The sequence below is a fragment of the Acetobacter indonesiensis genome, from assembly GCF_000963945.1.
Lineage (GTDB): Bacteria > Pseudomonadota > Alphaproteobacteria > Acetobacterales > Acetobacteraceae > Acetobacter > Acetobacter indonesiensis.
Genome location: NZ_BAMW01000015.1, coordinates 159,966 through 180,043, shown reverse-complemented (window position 1 = coordinate 180,043; position 20,078 = coordinate 159,966). Strand labels below are relative to the sequence as shown.

The following is a 20,078-nucleotide window of genomic DNA, read 5'->3' as shown; positions in this document are numbered from 1 at the left end:
TGCCCTTTCTGCTGTCTGAAAACCCTGCCTGAAAGAGATGCAGGGCCTTGGCGCACATCTGCGCCCATAATCAGTAACTTATGAGGAGCATAATAATCATAGCGGCCATGAAAAGCGACATGACCGGCGTGCAGCCGTGCTTGCCTCACGTATCTGCTAGTCAAAAAGCCTGAACGGCGCAGAAGTTGCCCACACAGCGCAAAACACAGCGTTGTAACAGCAGCCTGAAAGACCTACAGACAACGGCATTCACATCCCGCCTGCGCACTGACTGCGCCATAAGGAGTCGAGCAATGTCTGTCAGGGTCTGTTCTCCCTCGCGTTCTTCCCGTTTTTCACGGCTGCGGTCGGTCGCGGGACTTGCCACCGTTCTTGCTACCCTTGGCCTGACGGCCTGCGCACAGGAAACGCCCGAGCAGAAAGCCTATCAGCAGGCGCTGCAAACCGCGCAGACTGACCCCGATTTCTGCTATTCAAACCGCTATGATGGGGTACTGGCACAGGCGTGGCAGCGGGCACATGATGCCAATGCTGACACCCAGCAGGATAAAGCTACGGGCACCACAACGCCCACACCGTCAGTTGTGGTCACTGGGGCAACGGTCATGCCGGAACTCAGCGTGCCGCCGTATAGCCAACGCTCCTGCCGCCTAAGCGTAAAGGTTGGCGATGCCGCGCCTGAAACGGGCTTTCTGACCTTCACCTATCTGGTGCGCAATGCCGTAACCGAGTCCGCTCTGGCCGAATGGCATCCGGATAAAGAAGTCGTACAGAAATATGACGCCACGATGCAGCAGATTAAATCAGGTCTGGACATGAACGACCCTGACCTGAAAGCCTGCATTGCGCGCTACCCAGCCCTGCAACCCAACACAACAGACCCAATGGTGCAGAAGGCCGCCTTTGACGTGCGTGCACATCTGGTTCGCCGGTGTCTGGCCAATAAAGCAGCCCTGAAAAACCTGTATTCAGACCTGTATTTCATTCATCGCTAAAAATACGGTCTGACCTTCATGATCCGGCCCTGCCAAGCGTAAAAGGCAGGGTTCACTTCATTCTCCCACAAGGAGCCTCCTCACATGACCACCTATCGCAGCCTGTCTTCTGACTTTGTTGTCGCCCCGCAGATTACCACGGCCGATGTTGCCGCTATTAAAGATGCAGGCTTCAAGACCATTATCTGCACCCGTCCGGATGCTGAAGACCCCGGCCAGCCCTCGGCTGAAAGCATTGGGGAAGCTGCCCGCGCTGCCGGTCTGTCTTTCATTTCCATCCCGGTAAACGCAGGTCAGGCTCCATCGTCCGACGCTGTGATTGAGATGCAGGAAGCCCTGAACACGCTCCCCGGCCCAGTCTTCGCTTATTGCCGTTCAGGCAATCGGGCTGGTCAGTTATGGACGCTGGCCACACAGGGCTGAACTCGGCGTCATCGAAAGAACAAAAGGCGGCTCATCTTGAGCCGCCTTTTGTGTATTTACAGAGCATGTCTCATGACCACAGCACCCTGCCTCTTACGGCAGCTCCCCCCGAGGCCAGCACCCTTATTACGGGCTAGCGCACAGGTTCTTTCCACCCACCCATCCTGCAGAGAATATCCCAATGGTCGGCAGAAACCGGGCAGACTGACAGACGGGATTGCCGCACCAGCGCCAGATCTTCCAGTTCTGCACTCTGCTTGATCTCAGCAAGGGTGACAGGTTGTGGCATTGGGCCAACAGCTTTTACATCGACACACACCCATTGTCCTGTTTCTGCCGTTGGGTCCGGGTAGGCTTCACGCACAACTTCCACCACCCCAACAATGGCCCGCTGCACGTTTGAATGGTAGAAAAAGGCCCTATCGCCGTTTTTCATAGCAGCAAGGTTTTTCTTGGCCTGATGGTTCCGCACACCGGTCCATGGTTCGACACCATTGGCCACTTGCTCGTCCCAACTGAAGGCGTCGGGTTCGCTTTTTATCAGCCAGAACGCCATGATTATTCTACCAATGCGCCGTCACGGAATACGGTACGCAGCGGGCGGACCACCACACTTTCAAACAGGTTCACGTGTGCATACGGATCTGCCGCAGCAAATCCTTCAGCTTCTGCGCGATCCTGCACGTCTATCAGCACCAGGCTGCCGCAGGGTTTGCCGTTCACATCCAGTTGAGGGCCTGCAAACTGAATTGCAGCCTTATACTGTTCCAGAAACGCCAGATGCTTTTCACGCGTGGCAAGCCGTGTTTCCAGCGCGCCCGGACGGTCTGTGCAGATGATGGCAAACAGCATGTCTTTACTCCGTTGTGTTGTGTGGGCAGGACGCCCATGAACAACTGCCTCGTGTCAAGAGGCATATAATGATATAGGACAGAGCGCGAGCACACTTATCCGCGCCCCCCACCATAGCCGGATGATGTTGCGGCTCTTCTGGTTGTGACACACGAAACGGACTGACATTTGAGCGCCTCACCGACCCTTGTCGCGCGTACCGGCAGTTTTTTCCACCGGTATGCCAATCCCGGCCGGTTTCTGAAGCTGGGCGCACGCATCCAGCCCTGGCTGACATGGACCGCACTTCTTTTCACTCTGGCTGGCCTTGGGTGGGGATTGTTCTATTCCCCCGCTGACTGGCAACAGGGCGATTCCGTCCGCATCATGTATGTGCACGTGCCCGCAGCCATTCTGGCGTCAGGCGGCTATGCGGCATTGGCTGTGTGCGGGCTGTTATCGCTGGTGTGGCGTCACCCGCTGGCTGACCTTGCCGCAGTTGAAATCGGGCCAGTTGGTGCGTGCATCACTGCTCTGTGTCTGGCCACCGGCTCGCTATGGGGTAAGCCCATGTGGGGCACATGGTGGGTGTGGGATGCACGGCTGACGTCCGTTCTGGTGCTGTTTTTCCTTTATCTGGGTCATATCGCCCTGATCCGCGCTTTTGATGACCCCCAACGTGGCTATCGTGCGGCTGCCATTCTGGCTCTTGCCGGGGCGGTTGATCTGCCAATTATCAAATTCAGTGTTCAGTGGTGGAACACACTGCACCAACCAGACAGCATTACGCTGACAGGTGCCCCCACCATGTCCAGCAGCATGTTGTGGCCACTGGCTCTCTCCATGGTTGGTATCTCTCTGGGGTTTGCCGCTATTGTCGTTGCCCGCCTGCGTGCCGCCGTGATGGAAAGCCGTATTCGCAGTATTCTCTCCAGCCCACGCCGCCGGGGGGGCTCCGCATGACCCACCTTCCGTATATTTTGGCCAGTTACGGCCTTTTTACCGGTATCGCGCTGGTACTGGGCTGTGGCGCTGCCTTCCGCCTGAAAAAGGCACGCACCCGTCTGGCGGCACTTGACCGCACTTCACCCCGGCCATCAGGAGCCGCCCCCTCTCCATGACCCGCAAGTCCCGCCGTCTCTGGCTGATTATCGCCTGTATTGCCTGCCTTGGGGCCGCCGCAGCCCTTATGTTGCGCGCTTTTTCCTCTGATATTGTGTTTTTCGTGACACCATCGCAGGTCGAAACCAAGCCGCCCCCGGCTGATCGCACGGTAAGGCTGGGTGGCATGGTGGTTGCGGGGTCCGTCAAGCGTGAAAAACATGGGGAAACCCCGGTTGCCCGCTTTGACGTAACCGACGGGCAAGCCGCCGTTACAGTCCGCTACGAGGGCATTCTGCCCGACCTGTTCCGTGAGGGACAAAGCGTTGTTGCCGTTGGCAGCATGCAGAAAGATGGTTTTGTCGCCAGTGAAGTACTGGCCAAGCATGATGAAACCTACATGCCCAAGGAAGTGGCCGAAGCCCTGAAAAAATCTGGCAAGTGGGACCCACGCTTCGGGCCGCCCCCCAGTGCTGCAAGCTGGAACAGCATGACCGTGCAGGACGCGAAAAAAGACCTGTCCGGCAAAAATTCTGCGGCTTCCAACCCAGCCCAGACACCAGCTTCCGCACCGGCTCCTGCCGCAAACTGACCCTGTAATATCGTTACCCTGCTACCGGGAGGCACCCCCCTGATATGCTGAGCCCCGAACTCGGACATTATGCTCTGGCACTTGCCTGTATTTTTGCTGCTGCCCAGGGCATCCTGCCTTTGATTGGCGCTCATCGCCGGGACAGACGCGTGATGATGTTGGCCCCAGGCCTTGCTCTGGGGCAGCTTTTTGCGCTGGCCATTTCCTTCCTCTGCCTTGTTTACGCGGCCGTCACGGATGACTTTTCCGTCCAGAACGTGGCAGCCAACAGTGCGGTCACCAAGCCGCTGCTTTATAAAATCACTGGTGTGTGGGGCAATCACGAAGGCTCCGTTCTGCTCTGGGCGCTTATTCTGGGCATTTGTGGCGCAGCCGTCGCCGCCTTTGGCCGCAATCTGCCATCTGCCTTACGGGCGCGTGTCATTGCCGTTCTGGGCGCTGTCGCTGCCGGGTTTGAACTGTTCTGCCTGACAACGTCAGACCCCTTTGCCCGCGTGTGGCCTGCCCCCATGGATGGCCAAGGCATGAACCCCCTGTTGCAGGACCCGGGTTTGGCCTTTCATCCGCCCATTCTCTACACAGGCTATGTCGGGTTTGCCGTCCCCTTCGCGTTTGCCATAGCGGCCCTTATGGAAGGGCGGGTTGATGCAGCATGGGGGCGCTGGGTACGCCCTTGGGCCGTGGCCGCATGGTGTTTTCTGACATGCGGTATCGCGCTGGGGTCATGGTGGTCTTACTATGTGCTGGGCTGGGGCGGATACTGGTTCTGGGACCCGGTTGAAAACGCATCGCTTATTCCGTGGCTGACAGGCACCGCGCTGATCCATTCCGCCATTGTGGTTGAAAAGCGCGAAGGGCTGAAAATATGGACAGTGCTTCTGGCCATTGCCACTTTCTCGTTCTCGTTGTCTGGCACGTTTCTGGTGCGTTCGGGTATTCTGAACTCCGTCCATGCCTTCGCCAATGACCCAGCCCGCGGCATTTTCATTCTGGGGCTTTTGGGGGTTGTTATTGGTGGCTCTCTGGCTTTGTTTGCCTATCGCGCCCCCGCGCTAACGGCAGGTGGGTTGTTTGCCCCGGTATCACGCGAGGGCGCGCTGGTGCTGAACAACATTCTGCTGTGCTCCATTTGCGCAGTCGTGGTGACGGGCACCATGTATCCCCCTTTCATGTCCCTGCTGTTTGACCGCACGATTTCCGTGGGCAAACCATTTTTTGATGCCACCACCATTCCTCTGGCGCTGCCGTTGTTCGTGTTCATGGGGTTTGGCCCCATGTTGCCATGGAAACGCGCACAGCTATGGCCGGTGCTTCAGCGCCTGTGGTTAGCCGCTATTGTTACTGCTATTGCTTTTCTGGTGGCCGCATTTGGCGTTTCAGGTGTGTTGCCTGTGCTGTCTTGTGGTGTGGCTGTCTGGATTATTGCCGCAAGTATTACGGATATTACAGAACGTGTGCGGCTGTTCCGCATGCCCTTGGCTGGCAGTCTGCAACGCGCCCGTATGCTGCCGCGCTCCGTTTTTGGTACTGCTCTGGCGCATGCCGGGGTGGGCGTCACCGTTCTGGGGCTGGCCGCCATGTCACAGGCACAGCATAAAATTGTGGAAGTGCCGGTGGGCACAACCGAGCATCTGGCAGGATACGACTGGACCCTGACCAACGTAACACAGGAACCGGGCCCCAATTATTCCGCGTTAGTCGCAACCATCGAAATTCATCATAACGGCAGATTGGTGACGGTGATGCACCCGTCAAAACGCAGCTTCAACAGCCAGAACCAGACCACAACGGAAGTTTCCATCCATACCAATCTGCTGGCTGACCTTTACGGCGTTCTGGGGGACAAACACGGCACGGACGCGGCACCCACCTATGTTCTGCGTCTGCACTATAATCCGCTGGCTCCATGGATGTGGCTTGGCGCACTGATTATGGCCATTGGCGGTGCCTTGTCCCTGTCAGACCGCCGCATGCGTGTGGGCGCACCGCGCCGCGCCAAACTTTCATCAGAAACGGTAACAGCAGCATGAGCACCTCTCCTGACAACGAGAACCTCACCCGCCGACGGCTGATGATGGGTCTTCCCTTGGCCGGGGCTGCTGTTCTGGGTGTTGGTTTCTGGAAAATGCTGGCGGGCATGCAGCGCGGGTCTTTCAATCCGCATGATATTAACGCCCCGGTGCTTAACCGCCCTGTGCCGGAATTTACGGTGCCAGATCAGGCTCCGGGTCAAGGCTTTTCAGCGCAGGATCTACGCGGCCTGACCAAACCCGTTCTGGTCAATTTCTTTGCGTCATGGTGCATTCCGTGTCTGGCAGAAATGCCTACATTGATGAGCCTGAAAGACGACCTGACCTTATGGGGCATTGCCTACAAGGACAGACCTGAAAACGCGGCAAACTTTCTGAAACACTCCGGCAATCCCTTCACCCGGCTGGGAAGCGACCATGATGGCCGTATTGGTATGGAGTGGGGCATTTCAGGCGTGCCCGAAACTTTTCTGGTCGGCCCCGGTGGCATTATCCGCTGGCACACCGCCACACCATTGGATGTCGATACCATTCGCAACACGCTGATACCGTTGCTTGAAAAGCTGAAAGCATCATGATGCCTCTGCTTACCCCCTTGCGCCGACTGCGGCGCATGTTGCCTGCCCTGCTTGTGGGCGTGAGCATTCTGCTGGCACCCGTCCTTGTTCTGGCAGTGGATGACCCGTCTGAAATGCTGCCAGACCCCAAGCAGGAAGCACGCGCTGAAGCCATAGGCTCCCAGTTGCGGTGTCTCGTGTGTCAGAATGAATCGATTGAAGATAGCGGAGCCGGTCTGGCGCGTGACCTGCGCAAAGTTGTGCGAGAACACGTCGCAAAAGGCGAAACTGACAAACAGATTATGGACTGGATGGTTGACCGTTATGGCAACTTCATCCGCCTTAGCCCGCCCCTTTCGGTTGGCACGTTGTTGCTGTGGAGCATGCCTGTGCTTGCCCTACTTCTTGGTCTGACAACGGCATTTTTCGCTTATCGCAGACGCGCTGCCGCCCCGGCAGCCCCCCCGCCACTTTCAGACGATGAAAAAGCGCGTCTTGCCAAGCTGACAAAGGACTGAGCACATGATCTGGCTCTCCATTGCCCTGTTAAGCCTGCTGGCTCTTGCTCCAGCTGCCATTCCGCTCTGGCGGCGCACCCGGCAGATCCGGGATGAACGCAGTGCGGCTCTAGCACTTCATGAAGCCCAATTGTCTGAAATTGACCGTGATCTGGCTATTGGTCTGATTGCCCCGGCCGAGCACGATATTGCGCGTCTTGAAATACAACGGCGGATTCTGGTGGCAGATACCGCTCCGGCTGAAGCGGCTGATGCCATTTCCCCGCTGTTTGTCTGGGGCGCGCTAGGGCTTATTCCCGCTGCGGCCATTGGTCTGTATCTGACCAACGGGGTGCCCTCCATGCCAGCCATGCCTCTGGGCCCAAGGTTGGTCGCACAGCATGAGCAAAATACGAAAAATGATGCGGTGTTAAGCCGCCTCCGTCAGACATTGGCCCAATTACCAGCGACTGACCCCAATCTGCGGCAAGGATATTTGCTACTTGGTCAGGCAGAAGCATCCCGCGACCATTACGCAGAAGCTGCGGATGCCTGGAAACATGCTCTTGATCTTAGCTTTGACGCAGAAGTTGCGGCCCGCGCAGCAGAAGCCATTACCCGCGCTAACAGCCATGTGACGCCAGAAGCCCTGACCCTGTTCCGCAAAGCGCTGGATGCCGCCCCCAAAGACGCACCATGGCGCGGACCAGTGCAAGCCCGCATTGCCGAAGGTGAGCACGATCAGGATAATCCGTAATCTTCTGATGCCGACTTGATCAGGATACAGAAACCGGAAGCCCCTAGCGGTCTTCCGGTTTTTTATTGGTTACACAGAAAATAAGTTCGTCCCGACTTCCCGCAGATGGGGGGCGCGTGCCCAGATATCTTCACGCTGCCGGGCTTTGGGGGGGCGGCTTTGGCAGGAAATCAGATACAAGCCCACAACAAACACAATATTTGACAGTGCGTTAAACCACATGGCGGTCGAGAACGGGGCTGGTGTGGTGTAAGCCTGATACAGCACATAAAGTGTAAAGGGGATGGAAACCAGCCGAACCCCTTGCAACATATACCGAAACGGATTGGGCTGACCCGGCTTTACCAAAACCCGCATGCGGCTGAGGCCAATAAAAAAGGTCACGCAAAGACACCATACCAACACGTTAAACGCCATATTGGTAAAGTCTGTCATGCCACCAAGCACGAACACGGCAATGATTGAGGCCGCCGAAAAGACAAGCGACCCAAGCTGAAAGCTCATCCCGACCTCAAGGGCGGGCAGGCGTTCAGGCAGACGGTCGGCTACGGGCTGGCACACTTCATCCAGTAGCCAGCTATCAATCCGCATAATGCGATCACCAAGACTCATGTCTGCACCATAACGGATTATGTGGAAAAACGCACCTCGAATTGCTCTGCGACGCAACGCTGGGCTTCGGAACGTTAAAACCGACTCACCATGAACGAGGACTATGTCCGCCGCAGCCGTATGAAATCTGGCGCGGATATTGCCGCGCCAGATCAGAAAAATCAGGCTTCTTTTGTTGGTGTTGCGGCAGGCAGTTCACCAGCTGGCGTGGTTTTGTCCACTGCTTCTGGCAGGTAATGAGCCAGCGTGCTCAGAACCGTATCGGCTGGCAGACCTGTGCGGGCCACCAGATTATGCACAATGTCGCTGCCCAGAATGTCGCGAATTTCATCCGTCGTGGCAGGCACGTTGTCACCATGTCCGATCCATGACCGCACTTTGTCACCCAACCCGGCCTGATCAGCCTGCGCCAGAATGGCTTGCAGGTTTTCTGGCTGAAGCAACTTCTGAAGCTGCTGCTGCAACGCGCCCTGCAAATCCACACCCAGCGCGCTTTCTACTTTACCAACCAGGTTAGAAAGGAAGTCAGACATCTAAAAGCTTCTCCGCTCGTCTGTTATTGGCACCCGTTTTACTGTATTGCCCCGCGCAACCAGCAACTGATTTCATCATGGACCAAATAGCTGACATATGCGAGAGCTATAACAATCCTGATAAGACCCTATGGCAGACCGTAATGGGCCGAGTGGCTGATATGCATCTGACACTACAAGGAAAATTTCGGGAATCGCGCTACTTTGCCCCATAGACACGCGTCCCACAGCCGTAGCCAGTAAAGTACCCGCTTTGCCAAGCCTTCCGCTCTTCCTTCTCGACCGTATTGGCCCGTTGCGTCATTTTCGCCCCTTGCGGCGGCCTGGCGAACAGCAGAGCACGCGCCTGCAATGGCTATTTGCGCCGTCCCTCCCCGCTGTCGGGTTTGCTGTTCGCACCACCATTGCGGCTCTGATCGCACTGGTCATTGCGCTCTGGATGGAACTTGATGACCCGCAATGGGCGGCAATGACCGTCTGGATTGTGGCGCAGGGGTCTCGAGGGGAAAGTCTTTCAAAAGCCCGCTGGCGTCTGGTCGGGACCGTTGTGGGGGTGGTTATGTCCATCACCCTGATATCCGCCTTCATTCAACAGGCATGGCTGTTCTTCCCCGCGCTCGCCATCTGGGTTGGCCTCTGCTGCGGGCTGGCAACGGTGGTCCGTAATTTCCGGTCTTATGCGCTGGTGCTGGCGGGCTATACCTGCGCCATTATTGCCATTGGGGCCATTCCCAACCCGGAAAACGTGTTCATCACAGCCCTGTCACGTGCAACCTACATTGTACTCGGCATTGTCTGCGAAAGCGTTGTAGCCGGCATGTTCGCCCATAATCTGGCGGCAACAGCACGCAAGAACATGCGTGACAAACTGCGTACAGCACTGGGAAATGTTTCAAACTCGGTCGCCAGCCTGTTGTCAGGGGACGATGAAGCCCTTGTCCGGTCACGGGCAATGTTTGGCCCCATTCTGTCAATCAATGACCAGATTGAGTTTTCAGAAGTTGAAATGGGCCCCCACGGGCATGAAGGCGATCACGCCCGCGCTGCCTTGGCGGCGGTTTCTGTTTTGCTCTCACGCGGGCTGGGTATGGCCGTGCGGTTGCAATATGTTGATACCGACCAGCCCGCCTTCCGTGAAACGGCCATTCGGGTCAGCACCTTTCTGAATGGCCTCTCGCCCCAACTGGAAACAGACGAAACCGTACAGAACCTGCTGCGTGAGCTCCAGCTTCTGCGTGCTGAATGTCGCCAGCAGATTGTGGATGCGCTGACGTCAGAAATCAGTACTCCGTTTGCTGAAAGAGACTACGACAAGGTTCAGGCGCTGCTGGATGGCCGTATTCTGCACAATGCGCTTGATGAATTACTGGGCGAGCTTGAACAGGCCATTCGCGAATATGATGCCAGCCAGCATGTTATTCGTGGGGACCATTTTCACTTCCGCCTGCAATCTCACGTTGATAAACGCGAGGCCGCCTATAACGGCATCCGCGCCACTGTTGCCATTGCTGCCGCCGGTCTGGTGTGGGAAGTCACGGCGTGGTCTTCCGGTTTAGGGTTTATTACCTTTGTTGCCATTGTGTGCGGCCTGTTTGCGACCCGAGAAAATCCTGTTGTTGCTACAACGCAGTTCATGGTCGGTAGTCTTTGGGCTGCTCTGGTGTCTTTCTTTCTGGTATTTGTCGTGCTGCCAACGCAGGCCGACTATGAAATGCTGGTGGCATCCCTTGCACTCCCCATGATTGCAGGCGGCCTTGCTGCCCGTAATGCCGCGACCGCCCTTCATTCCGCCGCCTATACGCTGCTGCTACCCAATTTTGTGCATCCCCTGAACCAAGGGAGACAGAACGAAATTGGGTGGTTCAACTCCACCGCCGCCGTGCTGTTAGGCGTGGCATTTGCTGTCATTATGTTCCGCGCCATCCTGCCTTTCAGCAGTTCTGCCGAGCGCTGGCGCATGCGCCGTACGCTGCTGCGCGACCTGCGTACACTGGCATCGGCAGAACCAATGCCCCAGACACGCGACTGGATTGGCCGCAACATTGACCGGTTTGCACGGTTGATCCGCCATGCCGGGCCAACGCCTTCCCCCACTATCGAGGGCTGCTTGCAGGGCACATTGGCCGCCATGACTATTGGGCTGAACATTATTCGGCTGCGTGCGCTGCTTGAACGTGACCAGATACCGCCTTCTGCCCGCAGACCCATTGAAGTGGTAATGCAGCGAATGAGCCGCTTCACCGGTAAATATGGTCGCACAGCCCGTTCAGCCAGTCTGGCGACACAGACACTGCGCCGTATTGAAGCTGTTGAACCCAACATCACCATTCGCATCGAACTGACGCGAGCGATTGCCTATCTGATTGTTGTGTCTCACGAGCTTGAGGCCAACGCGGTGTTCCTGGATGCGACCAAGCCCTATCGCGCGGTATAACCCGTTATTAGCGTCGTGCGTGTTGCGGTGAGGCTGGCCGTGATTACCGCCTACCGCCACAGCTTATTTATACGGCAACACGGCATGGCAAGGGGTCAGACTAAAACTCTCTTTTCTGGCGAAATTGATATTCAGCCTGCGTCTTTTCAAACGATGCTGCTGAAGTCAAAACAATAACAGACTGCTTCAATCGGGTATTGTGTTCGTCTGAAGATCTATTTTCCTACTCAATTCTCGAAGTTTCAGACGGAACACTTCCTTATTTAGCATGCCAATTTTCAAATTCACAAAGTTAATACCCTGTATCGTTTCACCTAACTTTCTAAAATTTCCGGCCTGTACCAACTCGCATCCTTGCTTTCTTACAGCCCTGCTTTTTGCAACGTTCCGCCACTCTGCGAAAATAGATCGAAGCAGTTCTGCACAATCATTCTGAAAAACTATTTTAATATGCGTTCTACTCCCTCAATCGTGTTATAACATGATGAGGGAGAATGATCTGTCCGTGTTTGCTTTTTCACTTTCTGCTTATCTACCCGCCCGTGTGCGACAATGGGCCAGCCAAATAAGCGAACAACGAACAAGCCTGAACGAAACCACCCCATTTGCATGGCTATTTGCCCCCAGCCCAGCTAATCTGGGGTTTGCTCTACGAACCACATGCGCAGCCCTGCTGGCTTTGACCATTGCCTTGTGGATGGAAATGGATAGCCCTCAATGGGCCCCCATGACCGCCTGGATCGTCGCACAGAATTCGCGTGGGCAGAGTTTATCAAAAGCCAAATGGCGGTTAGCCGGTACCTTTATCGGGGCGGTTGCTGGCGTTGCCTATCTGGCTGCCTTTCCACAAAGCCCATGGCTATTATTCCCCGCTTTAGCCGTGGGGGCTGGTATCTGCTGCGGTTACGCCACTTTTTTAAGAAACTTCCGCTCATATGCATTAGTTTTAATTGCCTTTACCTGCACCATTATTGTGCTAAGCGCGGCCAATCAACCGGACAATGTGTTCATGATTGCCCTTTCACGAACCACCTATATTACGCTGGGTATTCTCTGTGAAAGCGGACTGGCCATGCTGTTTGCTCCACGGCTTGACCATGTTGCACAACAGGAAATACTGGGCCGCCTGCAAGATGCTCTGTGTGGTGCCTGCCGCGGTATGACGGACCTTCTACTGGGCCATCAGGATGGACTGTTCCGGTCACGGGCATTGTTAGGCAGCATTCCCTCACTCGCTGATCAAACTGAATTCAGTGATATCGAAATGGGCCCACACTCTCACGCAGGCGATCACGCACGTGCGTCTCTGGGGGCTATCTCAACATTTCTGGCACGCGGGTTAAGCCTGCATATTCATATGCGCGCCGCCGCTCCACTCCCTGAGGTTTTTCAAAATACGCTGCAAAAAATCTCCCTGCTGCTCAGTCAGGTTCCCAATCAACTGATGGGCGATCATCCGGTTGAAGCGGCAACATCCATCCGCCTGATGTTACAGCACCATCGTTCGGATTGCCTTCAACGTGCAGTTGATCATCTGGTGCGTTTTCAGAATCTCCGGCTAACCAATACGTCCCCAACACCAGAAATGCGGGATCTTCTGGAAAGCCGTATTCTGGAAGGTGCTCTGGCCAAACTCCTGCTGGAACTGGATGTCGCTCTGGCCCATTTCATTGCCACGCAGCATCCGCTTCCACATGATCACTTTCGGTTTGATCAACACCCCGAAAAAGATTTCACACTTGCGTTGAATAATGGTTTGCGGTCTGCCGTTGCAATCTGCATTGGCGGTTTATTGTGGGAAGTCACAGCATGGCCCGAGGGGGCGATTGTCGCCATGTTTGTTGCTGTTACCAGCACACGCTTTTCATCATTTGAAAATCCGGTGCAGGCATCAAACGGTTTTCTACGTGGGGCTGTCTGGGCAGCAATTGTATCCTTCTTTCTGGTTTTCTGGATTTTACCGCAACAGGCCAGTAACGAGACATTACTGGCGTCCCTGTTTTTTCCCATGCTGGTGGGCGGGTTGGCATTGCGTTCACCCGCGTTTGGAGGGACAGCAGCCCCCTACAACAATTTTCTCCCCTTCATGGTTGGCCCCGCAAACCATACGCGCATGGATGAAATTATGTGGTTGAACTCCACCCCGGCCGTGGTTCTGGGCATTGGTCTTGGTGTGTGGGTATTCAGATTAGTGTTGCCTTTTGATGCTGCTGCAGAGCGCTGGAGACTGCGCCGCAAACTGGTGCGTGACCTCCGCAATCTTGCATCCTCTCAAAAAGACTTTTCAACGTCAGACTGGATTGCGCTTTCCGGTGGCAGACTGGCACAGATTATCAGGCATGCAGGCACTTCGCCTGATCCGGTAACAGAAGCCTATCTGGCCGGCGCTATGGGGCTTATGACAATTGGTCTGGTGGTTTTGCGCCTTCAGCACGTTCTCACCTATGAAAACCTGCCGACAGAACAGGCCCAGAGTATTCAGCATGTTTTGAAAACTATTTCCCACATACATGGCTACTCTCTACAGCCAGCCCAGGCAGCGTCCCATGCGTTGGAAAAGGCGCTTCAAGCAGCTTTGAAAAAACATAACCTGTCCACACATCTTGAACTTGCACGTGCCGTTGGCAGTCTGGAAGTGCTGCGGCACGAGTTAGCCGAGAATGCGACGTTTCTTGATATGACACGCCGCTTTCATGTTCGGGCTCCGCAGAACAACCGTCCGTAGTCCCCCGTTAAACGGTAGGGTGGCCGTATCAAACAAGCACATGCTTTTTTTCTGCACCAACTTAACAAAAAAATATGACCCGGCGCAAAAAACTTAACTGAATGGCGCATAGAATTGGAAACCGTGCGCCGTAGGTCAATGTTCTTCAATATCGTGAAACCGCGTGTAATCGACCGCTATCCGTCCATCTGGGCGGGACGCAACAATATCCACAAAGCGATGATTATGCCGCACCTTGTCAAACCGATAGGCGGTCCGGGCAAAAACAGTCTGGCCCAATGCTTCATCCGTACCGGTTACGGTGACGACAATTTCGGCCTCTTCATGCTCCAGTTCAGCGACAGTCTTGCCATGCAATGGGCTATCCGGCCCAATCACATGCGCCATAACAAATGCAAATTTCAGAACCGGAACGTGGGACTGCACAACCAGAAGCTGGTCAAACTGACGCACAAGATGCCCGTTTTCAACCATAACCAGCCGCGACAGCGCGACCTCCACATCCACGGATAAAATCACGCTCATCCGTAAATTGGCTATGCGGATGCACAGTGCAGGCACACCGTTTTCGTTGCTGATTACGGCTGTATTACTGAACATGATCCGCGCACGTGGGCGCGCAAAACGGGCAAACACAACACCCGTGGCCAGCGCATTGATCATCATGCCAATCAGCACTTCAAACGTGACCACTATGTTTGAGTACAGCCCGACCGGCACCATGCCGCCATAGCCAACAGTGGACAGGGTCTGCACACTGAAGAAGAAAAGCGAGAGCAACGTGTGCTTGCTGTCACCCGTCACCTGATCCGGTGCCAGCCAGTACAGCAGGGCAAAAAACAGATTAACCAGAAAATAAGACAGCACAGCGGTGTAAGCGAAGGCAGGCCAGCTTGCTGTCAGCGCGTGGTGGTATAAATCTGTCCACACACTATCGCGCAGCCCCACACGCACGACGTCGCGGTGGCTTTTTTCTTCAACCAGCGCGTGCGCCCTAAAGCGCTTGACGGCATCCTTTGTGCTCAGCCGGGGTTTGCGCGGCTTACCGGGTTCCCCCTCTTGCGGGGGCAGTTCATCCAGCTTGGTGTATCGCGCTGCCTTCTGATCTTCACGCTTTTCCCTGACCCGCCGCCATAAGCTTTTCATGTCTGCCTCTTTTCTGCCGAAGCCGCCATGAAACCCACCATGGCTGTGCCGGGATGCGGTGATACACCCGCAGCTTTTGTTCCGCGCTGCTCAATTGCGCATGGAACCGTTGCGCAAACCCGCGTAACAAGGCCGAGAGTACCCCTTGCATCATCAGGAGCCACCATGTCTGCCACAGCCCGTCACGCCGCCCTGCGCGGATGCGTTGTCACGTTTCGTGCCAATCCATTTGTGACCGCCCCGCACGAGGCACTGTCTATTGAGGAAGACGGGCTGATCCTGATAACCGATGGGAAAATTACCCATTGTGGCCCTTACGACCAAACACGCGTATTTCTGCAAGATGGTGTTAACGTAAAGCACTATCCAAACAGACTGATCAGCGCTGGTTTTATTGACAGCCACGTTCATTACCCGCAGCTCCCCGTTATTGCGTCCTGGGGTGAGGAACTGCTGGCATGGCTGCAACAATACGTTTTCCCCGCCGAAGCGCGATTTGCTGATAAACAGGTAGCGCAAGCCATTGCTAAAACCTTCATGGCGGAATTGCTGCGCAACGGCACCACAACCGCCGCAGTCTATTGCACCGTGCACCCACACTCTGTTGATGCGTTTTTTGAAGAATCAGAGCGTATCGGCACCCGTATGATTGCCGGGAAAGTTTTGATGGACCGGCTCGCACCCGATAACCTGCGCGATACCGCACGTACCGGATATGAACAATCTAAGGCCCTGATTGAACGCTGGCATGGCAAGGGGCGGCAGCTTTACGCCGTCACCCCACGTTTTGCCATTACCAGCACCCCCGAACAGCTTGAACTGGCCGGAGACCTGTATCGCAGCCGGGATGGGCTGTTCATGCAGACGCATCTTTCTGAAAACCAGAAGGAAATTGAAGAAGTCGCGCGTCTGTTCCCCAACAGCACGTCTTATCTGGATGTGTATGAGCAAGCCGGGCTGGTTGGTCCGCGTGCCATTTTTGGTCATGGTATTCATCTGCATGAGCATGATTTCCAGCAATGCCATGATACCGGGTGCGCCCTTGCCCACTGCCCGACTTCCAACTTCTTTCTGGGCAGCGGGCTATTCCGTTTGTTTGATGCCAAAGCAGCCCATCGGCCTGTGCATGTTGGGCTAGGGACAGACGTAGGGGCTGGCACCAGCTTTTCGCTGCTGGCGACTATGGGTGAGGCCTATAAGGTTTCTCTTATGGCGGGCGCACAACGGTTGCACGCCATTCAGGCGTTCTGGCTTGCAACACGCGGCGGGGCAGAAGCTCTGCATCTGGAAGATAAAATTGGCACCATTGCGCCAGGGATGGAGGCCGATCTGTGCGTATTAAATCCGGAAGCAACACCCCTTCTGGCGGTCCGAGCACGCGAAAGCAAAGACGTGGCTGACCTACTGTTTGTTTTGATGACACTAGGTGACGACCGATGTGTCGAGGCCACATGGGTGAATGGCCAGTGCGTACACGAACGAACCGATGCCTCTCCGCGTTAATCTGCTGTCACACTATTTTAGCCAGTCGCTATAAGGAGTTTCCATGTCGGCTTTTTCGTCTCGTTATTGGGTATCTGCCAGACCTCTGGCGGCTGCGGCCTGTGTATTCGGTGTCATGACCGCGACACCGCCTGAAGCACACGCTGACGATATTCGGGCGCTAAGGCAATCGCCACCATGTGATACCAAATTTCTTACGGCCTTGCAGATCAGCGATCTGAAACAGCAACTCCGTCTGGCCTATAACCTGCCCGCTCCGTCTGAAGCGACTGGCAAGGATGATCTTGATCAGGCAACCATCGTGCTCTCCGTAGGAACACTTCGCCCCCAGCATCGGGATGTGGTTGCCTATATCCTTTCCAACTCTTTTTGCGGAACGGCAGGATGCGCAACCACCATTCTGGCCGATCGGGATGATAGAACGCTCGCTTACCCTGTGTTTCGTGTCATGACAGCGCGCACCGTTGTGCATCTGCCCATCACAAAGCTTCCTACGCAGCACAATGGCTGGCCAGATTTAACTGTGCAGATTGCAGGGGGCGGCATCCTGCAGGGCTATGCTGCGCCAGCATATTTCAATGGCACGACTTACACGGTTGACCAGTCAGTTCATCTCGGCGCAATCACAAACGGGCATTCCCCTAAACACGGCGTGCCTCTTCTGCGCGATGCGCCGCCGGCGGTTGGCCAGTGTTTGCTTCAGTAACAGACCGACAAGGCTGACTTTTACGCTGTCAGCTTTGCACGCTTCGCTGATGTTTGCTTACTTTTTGGCTGGGTCAGCAAAGGGGTGCAGTGACACGCCCCCAGCCAGTCTGGCCCACTGTGCTGCATCACTTTCAGCCGTGCGCGTGCCCCCTTTGAAGAACGCCCCATGCGCAACGGTGGTTGTGTCTGTGCTGGCGGCCTTATTGGCCTGCATGGCAGCACTCTGGGCAGCACGCGCCCACAATGCGGCAGCCTTCTGATGGTCGCCTGCCCTTTCGGTTGCCGTCGCAGCAAGCGCTAATGCCCGAGACATATCACGATAGGCTGCATCATCACGCCGCAGGTTTGCGGCTTTTTCAGCAAGCTCTGCAGCTTCAGCCGGGTTGTTCGCCATCAGGGTTCGTGCCGAAATTTCTGCTTTATCGGCCTCAACCGAACGGGAAAGTGGCGGCTTGATACCTTGCAAATAAGCATTCGCCTGCTGAAGGGCGGAGGCTTCTCCCGCCTCATCTGCCGCCAGCCCCAGAATCAGTGCAGCCCGCGCCGCCACCGCCGAATCATCGGCCGTCATAGCCTGCGACGCCAAGTGAACGGACTGGGGCAACTGCTTTAGTCGGTAATCGGCCGCGGCTTCCACCAGATCAAACGCCGCCTGCCCATTCTGCCCACGTAGCATTGCGGCCTGCCGGGCCGTTTGTATGGTGGCCACGGCATCAGCTGGTTGGTCAGCGGCCAGTTGCGCCACCGCCAGATTGTATCCAGCCTCGGCAGTGGCGGCACCATCGTCGCGCATTAACGCCAGTTCCGATGCTTTACGGAATTGGGTTATGGCAACGCTGTAACGGCCAAGATCAAAGGAATCCTGACCCGCTGTCATGGCCTGTTCCCACTGGGCATCATCCCGTGCAGACGGTGCTTCTGCCTTACCCCCACAGCCCGCAAGAAAAAGCGGGCCTAGCAGGAGGAGCGCATGAACGCGCCTCATGGCCGCACCTGCTTTGGTGCAAGTCGCGTTTTCTTATCGACCTTGGTGCCACCTAGCAGCCACATGCCGCGCAGCTGGTCCGTCAGTTTTTCAAGCCCATACAATGTGGTCTGCGCCTGCGCCAACAGGGCCGGAAGGTCCGCTGTGCTGGCTTCTACACTACCTGCAATAGCGGGTAGATGCGGGGTTGCACCTTTCAGATCATGAGATGCAGATTTCAGATTTCCCATTGTGGCATCAGTCTTGTTCATGATGCCGGAAACCTGCTGTTCAATCGGCTTCAGTCGTTCGATTACTGTATTGAGCGACACTGCGGCAGCCTGTGCCTGACGGATCAGATCATCATTGGTCATCAGTTGCCCGATAGACCCTTTGCCCGCATGCATATCGGTAATGGTGGCATCAAGCTGTGCCATCATATGCCGTGCGCTGGCCAAGGCGGGCATGATCTGGGCCTGAATGTCATTCAATGTGGCCGTTATCATATCCGCAGGGTTAGGCGCAGGCGTTGCATTGATGACGGCATACGCCCAATCCATAGCATCCCCATGACCCCGGTTCAGATCAAGATAGGCAGAGCCCGCCACAATAAACTGCTTGCGGATAACGGCCGTGCTGTCACGCCGAATGAACGGCTTGATCTGCGGGTCAAGGTCAACAACCGCATACATATCGCCTGACGGATTGAGTTTGATTGACCGAATAGTGCCCGCATGTGCGCCCAGAAGCTGCACATCCCCGCCCACGGTCAGGCCACCCACGCCCCCGGCGGGCAATGTGACGCGCAGCTTGGCTGGCGGCGTCAGCCAGTCGCGCAGAACACCGGCTTCTATTACCGCGCCGGCAAACAGCACCACGCTAAGAAGCACAAGGAAGCCGACCCATTCATCCGCATAGCGGAGAGAGACAAGCGGTTTAACTTTCTGTCGTAAGCGGATCTGGAACATTACCCCGTCCGTACTGCTACTAGCCCATCATCGGCAAGACGCCACATACTGGTTACACCCTGCCGGTACGCCTGCCATATGGCATTATTCCGTACCAGCCAGATAACCCCAGCCCCTTTATCCCGTGCATCGGTCATGGCCCCCAGAAACGGGTTTTCCAAATCGACGGGACTTGCCTCCAGCGGGTCTTCCAGAAGCAACAGGCGTGGGCGGCCCAGAAAAGCCCGTACACAGGCCGCCCGTAAAAGATCAGAATCCGAAAGCATGCTTGGCCGCAAGACGGGCAACCCCGGCAGACCAAACCATTCGCTTAACCGTGATGCCTCGGCAACCACCTCATCAAGCGGGCGGTTGGTGTGGTGCAACTGCTGAAGCGCAATGCCCAGATGCGTGCTTAAAAACTCAGGCCAGCTCGGCCTGCGGGTAATCCGGCCAATGCGCCCCCGCAGGGCGTTAATTTCCCGGTCTTTCAGGGTGGCCCAATCCAGCCCCATGAATTTTACCGACCCATCATCAAGCGGCACAAGCCCCGCACACATATCGGCAAACATAGTGGCGCGTGAGGCATCACGCGCTTCAACCACCACACACTCGCCGGGCATAATCCGCATGCTGAACGGCACAGGTGGCAGGCCGCTTTCTTCAAAAGACGGTACGGCCTTATTCAGTTCAAGCAGCGGGCCAACTGTTCGTGTGTCCATC

The 20,078-nt window shown here is 55.9% G+C and carries 21 protein-coding genes; 13 read left to right on the top strand and 8 right to left on the bottom strand.

What is annotated here, in order from left to right; all coding sequences use genetic code 11:
- The first annotated feature begins 293 nt into the window (after positions 1-293).
- Positions 294-995 carry a hypothetical protein gene (locus Abin_RS05720; protein WP_048845381.1) on the top strand — a complete coding sequence of 234 codons (702 nt, stop codon included), beginning with the start codon at positions 294-296 and terminating at the stop codon, positions 993-995.
- Between the two features lie 84 nt (positions 996-1,079).
- Complete coding sequence (locus Abin_RS05715) at positions 1,080-1,418, top strand: TIGR01244 family sulfur transferase (RefSeq protein WP_048845380.1); 339 nt, start codon at positions 1,080-1,082, stop codon at positions 1,416-1,418.
- A 133-nt stretch (positions 1,419-1,551) separates the two neighbouring features.
- Here Abin_RS05715 and Abin_RS05710 read toward each other — a convergent pair whose 3' ends face one another.
- Together Abin_RS05710 and Abin_RS05705 are read right to left on the bottom strand one after the other, a co-directional pair.
- Entirely contained in the window at positions 1,552-1,974 is a 423-nt protein-coding gene (locus tag Abin_RS05710; protein ID WP_048845379.1) for an EVE domain-containing protein, read from the bottom strand.
- A gap of 2 nt (positions 1,975-1,976) precedes the next feature.
- Complete coding sequence (locus Abin_RS05705) at positions 1,977-2,270, bottom strand: YciI family protein (RefSeq protein ID WP_048845378.1); 294 nt, start codon at positions 2,268-2,270, stop codon at positions 1,977-1,979.
- 168 nt (positions 2,271-2,438) lie between these two features.
- Here Abin_RS05705 and Abin_RS05700 point away from each other — a divergent pair, with 168 nt between their 5' ends.
- The 7 genes from Abin_RS05700 to ccmI are packed head-to-tail and all read left to right on the top strand — an operon-like array spanning position 2,439 to position 7,783.
- Positions 2,439-3,212: a heme ABC transporter permease gene (locus Abin_RS05700; RefSeq protein WP_048845377.1), complete on the top strand. Its 774-nt coding sequence runs from the start codon at positions 2,439-2,441 to the stop codon at positions 3,210-3,212.
- Positions 3,209-3,370: a hypothetical protein gene (locus Abin_RS05695; protein ID WP_170237846.1), complete on the top strand. Its 162-nt coding sequence runs from the start codon at positions 3,209-3,211 to the stop codon at positions 3,368-3,370. The genes Abin_RS05700 and Abin_RS05695 overlap by 4 nt, the downstream gene beginning before the upstream one ends.
- Complete coding sequence (gene ccmE, locus Abin_RS05690; protein ID WP_048845376.1) at positions 3,367-3,942, top strand: cytochrome c maturation protein CcmE; 576 nt, start codon at positions 3,367-3,369, stop codon at positions 3,940-3,942. The genes Abin_RS05695 and ccmE overlap by 4 nt, the downstream gene beginning before the upstream one ends.
- A 44-nt stretch (positions 3,943-3,986) precedes the next feature.
- Positions 3,987-5,972, top strand: a complete 1,986-nt coding sequence (locus Abin_RS05685; RefSeq protein ID WP_048845375.1) for a heme lyase CcmF/NrfE family subunit — start codon at positions 3,987-3,989, stop codon at positions 5,970-5,972.
- Positions 5,969-6,550 carry a DsbE family thiol:disulfide interchange protein gene (locus Abin_RS05680; protein ID WP_048845374.1) on the top strand — a complete coding sequence of 194 codons (582 nt, stop codon included), beginning with the start codon at positions 5,969-5,971 and terminating at the stop codon, positions 6,548-6,550. The genes Abin_RS05685 and Abin_RS05680 overlap by 4 nt, the downstream gene beginning before the upstream one ends.
- On the top strand, positions 6,550-7,047 hold the full coding sequence (locus tag Abin_RS05675) for a cytochrome c-type biogenesis protein (protein ID WP_048845505.1): 498 nt from the start codon (positions 6,550-6,552) through the stop codon (positions 7,045-7,047). Before Abin_RS05680 ends, Abin_RS05675 begins: the two co-directional genes overlap by 1 nt.
- Positions 7,048-7,051: 4 nt before the next feature.
- A complete protein-coding gene (gene ccmI / locus Abin_RS05670) occupies positions 7,052-7,783 on the top strand; it encodes a c-type cytochrome biogenesis protein CcmI (RefSeq protein ID WP_048845373.1) in 732 nt (243 codons plus the stop codon).
- A 69-nt stretch (positions 7,784-7,852) separates the two neighbouring features.
- Here ccmI and Abin_RS05665 read toward each other — a convergent pair whose 3' ends face one another.
- Positions 7,853-8,395 (bottom strand): hypothetical protein, encoded by a 543-nt coding sequence (locus Abin_RS05665; RefSeq protein WP_048845372.1) that lies wholly within the window; start codon positions 8,393-8,395, stop codon positions 7,853-7,855.
- Between the two features lie 161 nt (positions 8,396-8,556).
- Entirely contained in the window at positions 8,557-8,928 is a 372-nt protein-coding gene (locus Abin_RS05660; RefSeq protein ID WP_048845371.1) for a YidB family protein, read from the bottom strand.
- A 253-nt stretch (positions 8,929-9,181) separates the two neighbouring features.
- Between Abin_RS05660 and Abin_RS05655 the strand changes: the two genes are divergently transcribed.
- Both Abin_RS05655 and Abin_RS05650 read left to right on the top strand, forming a co-directional pair.
- Positions 9,182-11,362, top strand: coding sequence for an FUSC family protein (locus Abin_RS05655; protein ID WP_048845370.1), 2,181 nt, complete (start codon positions 9,182-9,184; stop codon positions 11,360-11,362).
- A 505-nt stretch (positions 11,363-11,867) separates the two neighbouring features.
- Positions 11,868-14,087, top strand: coding sequence for an FUSC family protein (locus tag Abin_RS05650; RefSeq protein ID WP_255319259.1), 2,220 nt, complete (start codon positions 11,868-11,870; stop codon positions 14,085-14,087).
- A 135-nt stretch (positions 14,088-14,222) separates the two neighbouring features.
- On the opposite strand, the gene Abin_RS05645 is transcribed toward Abin_RS05650, so the two are convergent.
- On the bottom strand, positions 14,223-15,233 hold the full coding sequence (locus Abin_RS05645; RefSeq protein WP_048845368.1) for an ion channel: 1,011 nt from the start codon (positions 15,231-15,233) through the stop codon (positions 14,223-14,225).
- 165 nt (positions 15,234-15,398) lie between these two features.
- On the opposite strand from Abin_RS05645, the gene guaD reads away from it, so the two are divergent.
- The gene (guaD, locus tag Abin_RS05640; RefSeq protein WP_048845367.1) at positions 15,399-16,736 is read left to right on the top strand and encodes a guanine deaminase; all 1,338 of its coding nucleotides are present in this window, start codon (positions 15,399-15,401) and stop codon (positions 16,734-16,736) included.
- Positions 16,737-16,779: 43 nt separating this feature from the next.
- Positions 16,780-17,442 (top strand): hypothetical protein, encoded by a 663-nt coding sequence (locus tag Abin_RS05635; protein ID WP_048845366.1) that lies wholly within the window; start codon positions 16,780-16,782, stop codon positions 17,440-17,442.
- A 57-nt stretch (positions 17,443-17,499) separates the two neighbouring features.
- Here Abin_RS05635 and Abin_RS05630 read toward each other — a convergent pair whose 3' ends face one another.
- Genes Abin_RS05630 through Abin_RS05620 form a run of 3 tightly spaced genes read right to left on the bottom strand, consistent with a single transcriptional unit; the run spans position 17,500 to position 20,077 of the window.
- Entirely contained in the window at positions 17,500-18,429 is a 930-nt protein-coding gene (locus Abin_RS05630; RefSeq protein WP_048845365.1) for a hypothetical protein, read from the bottom strand.
- Positions 18,426-19,376, bottom strand: a complete 951-nt coding sequence (locus Abin_RS05625; RefSeq protein ID WP_048845364.1) for an MlaD family protein — start codon at positions 19,374-19,376, stop codon at positions 18,426-18,428. Before Abin_RS05625 ends, Abin_RS05630 begins: the two co-directional genes overlap by 4 nt.
- Positions 19,376-20,077 carry an ABC transporter ATP-binding protein gene (locus Abin_RS05620; protein WP_048845363.1) on the bottom strand — a complete coding sequence of 234 codons (702 nt, stop codon included), beginning with the start codon at positions 20,075-20,077 and terminating at the stop codon, positions 19,376-19,378. Before Abin_RS05620 ends, Abin_RS05625 begins: the two co-directional genes overlap by 1 nt.
- Between the last annotated feature and the right edge of the window lies 1 nt (position 20,078).

Bases quoted from the DNA above. Each gene is read 5' to 3' on its own strand.
- Abin_RS05720 (WP_048845381.1), top strand. From the start codon at position 294: ATGTCTGTCAGGGTCTGTTCTCCCTCGCGTTCTTCCCGTTTTTCACGG.
- Abin_RS05715 (WP_048845380.1), top strand. From the start codon at position 1,080: ATGACCACCTATCGCAGCCTGTCTTCTGACTTTGTTGTCGCCCCGCAG.
- Abin_RS05710 (WP_048845379.1), bottom strand. From the start codon at position 1,974: ATGGCGTTCTGGCTGATAAAAAGCGAACCCGACGCCTTCAGTTGGGAC.
- Abin_RS05705 (WP_048845378.1), bottom strand. From the start codon at position 2,270: ATGCTGTTTGCCATCATCTGCACAGACCGTCCGGGCGCGCTGGAAACA.
- Abin_RS05695 (WP_170237846.1), top strand. From the start codon at position 3,209: ATGACCCACCTTCCGTATATTTTGGCCAGTTACGGCCTTTTTACCGGT.
- ccmE (WP_048845376.1), top strand. From the start codon at position 3,367: ATGACCCGCAAGTCCCGCCGTCTCTGGCTGATTATCGCCTGTATTGCC.
- Abin_RS05685 (WP_048845375.1), top strand. From the start codon at position 3,987: ATGCTGAGCCCCGAACTCGGACATTATGCTCTGGCACTTGCCTGTATT.
- Abin_RS05680 (WP_048845374.1), top strand. From the start codon at position 5,969: ATGAGCACCTCTCCTGACAACGAGAACCTCACCCGCCGACGGCTGATG.
- Abin_RS05675 (WP_048845505.1), top strand. From the start codon at position 6,550: ATGCCTCTGCTTACCCCCTTGCGCCGACTGCGGCGCATGTTGCCTGCC.
- ccmI (WP_048845373.1), top strand. From the start codon at position 7,052: ATGATCTGGCTCTCCATTGCCCTGTTAAGCCTGCTGGCTCTTGCTCCA.
- Abin_RS05665 (WP_048845372.1), bottom strand. From the start codon at position 8,395: ATGAGTCTTGGTGATCGCATTATGCGGATTGATAGCTGGCTACTGGAT.
- Abin_RS05660 (WP_048845371.1), bottom strand. From the start codon at position 8,928: ATGTCTGACTTCCTTTCTAACCTGGTTGGTAAAGTAGAAAGCGCGCTG.
- Abin_RS05645 (WP_048845368.1), bottom strand. From the start codon at position 15,233: ATGAAAAGCTTATGGCGGCGGGTCAGGGAAAAGCGTGAAGATCAGAAG.
- guaD (WP_048845367.1), top strand. From the start codon at position 15,399: ATGTCTGCCACAGCCCGTCACGCCGCCCTGCGCGGATGCGTTGTCACG.
- Abin_RS05635 (WP_048845366.1), top strand. From the start codon at position 16,780: ATGTCGGCTTTTTCGTCTCGTTATTGGGTATCTGCCAGACCTCTGGCG.
- Abin_RS05630 (WP_048845365.1), bottom strand. From the start codon at position 18,429: ATGAGGCGCGTTCATGCGCTCCTCCTGCTAGGCCCGCTTTTTCTTGCG.
- Abin_RS05625 (WP_048845364.1), bottom strand. From the start codon at position 19,376: ATGTTCCAGATCCGCTTACGACAGAAAGTTAAACCGCTTGTCTCTCTC.
- Abin_RS05620 (WP_048845363.1), bottom strand. From the start codon at position 20,077: ATGGACACACGAACAGTTGGCCCGCTGCTTGAACTGAATAAGGCCGTA.